We start from the raw sequence: 2,038 nt of genomic DNA on the forward strand, positions 1-2,038 counted from the left end.
GGTATGAGTGTTGCCATCGTGCATGATGGTTATCGCATTACGCGAATTGCCTTCAACTGAGAGGAACTCAAGCTGATAACGATCCTCAGCAATCAAGGTATCTAAAATCATCTTTCCTACAGGACCGCCTAGAATCCCTGTCAATACGACACCTTCGCCAGATTGGGCAATCACTCTGCCGGCATTGATGCCCTTTCCGCCGATCGATGTATGGGGATTTTCGACGCGATTGACCTGATCTAGATTCAGTGAAGAAACAAGATAGTTGTAATCCATTGAAGGATTTAGTGTAATCGTCAGAATCATTCCTGTTCCTCCTTAATGATTGTCGTGAAGGAACTGTAATACTCCATCGTAGTATCTGATAGTTTGTTATCGGTAACTAAATAGTCCACATCAGACAATGAATAGAAGGTATAAACATCTGATCGGTTGAATTTAGAGCTGTCAGCAACAACACACTTCTTGCGAGAATGAGCAAAGGCCACTCGTTGGATCGAGCCTTCGATTGAATTTGCGGTGGTGACATTGTTATCAAAGACGCCATTGGTAGCCGCAAAGGCAATATCGATATTTAAGTTGTCAAAACTCTTTTCGGCAATTTCGCCATAAAACTCTTCAGTTGTTCGTGAAAATTCGCCGCCCGTCAGCAACACACGATAATCCGTGTTATAAATCAAATAATTAAAAGCCAGCAGACTATTTGTGATGACAAATAAGTTTGCTTTTTTGATTTCTGGCAGGGCATGAAGCATCGTCGTTCCAGCGCCGATGTAGATCGTATCGTTATCTGAAATAATACTGTTCATCACTTTTCCGATAAACTTTTTCTCTGGAACATTGGTATCGATTTTTTCTTGAGTGGAGAGTTCCTGCTCAATTTTTTCAAGCTTTTGCGCGCCGCCGTAGATTTTTACTAATAAAGATTGTTCGGCAAGTTCATTGATGTCTCTGCGGATCGTCATATCCGAAACACCTAAATTTGAAGATATTTCTGGAATGGATAAGTAGTCATTTTCATGTAACAAATCCAAAATTCTTTCTTGTCGCTCTTTTTTTAACATGAAATCACCTCGTATAAGTCCTGTCTCTTATACACATCTAGATGTGTATAAGAGACAGCCTAAATAGTGATTGTTCCGTCAACAGTTTCTTGCTTTAAAGCCTCAATAATAGTGATACCTGAACTTGTACCGATACGCTCTGCACCTGTCTCTTATACACATCTAGATGTGTATAAGAGACAGTTCTTGCTTTAAAGCCTCAATAATAGTGATACCTGAACTTGTACCGATACGCTCTGCACCTGTCTCTTATACACATCTAGATGTGTATAAGAGACAGCAATAATAGTGATACCTGAACTTGTACCGATACGCTCTGCACCGCAAGCAATCATTTTTTTGAAGGTTTGAGCGTCACGGATGCCGCCGGCGGCTTTAACTTTAACTTCGGGACCAACATGTTCTTTCATTAACTTCACATCCTCGAAGGTTGCTCCTGAAGGGGCGAAGCCGGTAGAGGTTTTGATGAAGTCGGGTTTTACTTGTTTAGCAATCTCGCACAAAGCAATCTTTTCTTCATCCTCAAGATAGGCGTTTTCAAAAATTACTTTAGAGATGACCCCATTCTCCTTACAGATTGCTACGATTTGTTCCATTTCACCTTGTAAGTAGTCCCAATTCTTTTCTTTCACTTCAGTAATGTTGATGACATAATCGATTTCTGTTGCACCATTTTTTATGGCGTCTTTTGTTTCCGCTACCTTTGAAGCAATTGAAGTTTGTCCAAGCGGAAAGCTGATGGCTGCGCCGATGTTAATATCGGTGTCTTTCAGCAGGTCGCTGCATAATTCGGATTGGACCTGATTGATTGCGACCATTTTAAAATGATAGTCCTTCGCTTCGTTACATAAGAGACGCATGTCTTCTCTAGTAGCGGTCGGTTTTAGGTTTGTGTGATCGATCTGTCTCTTATACACATCTAGATGTGTATAAGAGACAGTTTAGATACAGCGAATATCCTAGTAATGTAAAAA

Annotated in this window: 3 protein-coding genes; all 3 read right to left on the bottom strand. The window is 40.6% G+C overall.

Features of this window, described 5'->3' with window-relative positions; genetic code table 11:
- Positions 1 to 306 (bottom strand): PfkB family carbohydrate kinase (locus A5875_RS17730; RefSeq protein ID WP_254911907.1); only part of this gene is annotated, 306 nt, incomplete at its 3' end.
- On the bottom strand, positions 303 to 1,064 hold the full coding sequence (locus A5875_RS17735; protein WP_088934920.1) for a DeoR/GlpR family DNA-binding transcription regulator: 762 nt from the start codon (positions 1,062 to 1,064) through the stop codon (positions 303 to 305). The genes A5875_RS17735 and A5875_RS17730, both read right to left, overlap by 4 nt.
- Before the next feature lie 191 nt (positions 1,065 to 1,255).
- The gene (deoC, locus tag A5875_RS17740) at positions 1,256 to 1,981 is read right to left on the bottom strand and encodes a deoxyribose-phosphate aldolase (protein ID WP_088934921.1); all 726 of its coding nucleotides are present in this window, start codon (positions 1,979 to 1,981) and stop codon (positions 1,256 to 1,258) included.
- Between the last annotated feature and the right edge of the window lie 57 nt (positions 1,982 to 2,038).

This window comes from Enterococcus sp. 3H8_DIV0648, assembly GCF_002140655.1.
Classification (GTDB): domain Bacteria; phylum Bacillota; class Bacilli; order Lactobacillales; family Enterococcaceae; genus Enterococcus_A; species Enterococcus_A hulanensis.

Coding starts and splice junctions, on each gene's coding strand:
- A5875_RS17735 (WP_088934920.1), bottom strand. CDS start 1,064: ATGTTAAAAAAAGAGCGACAAGAAAGAATTTTGGATTTGTTACATGAA.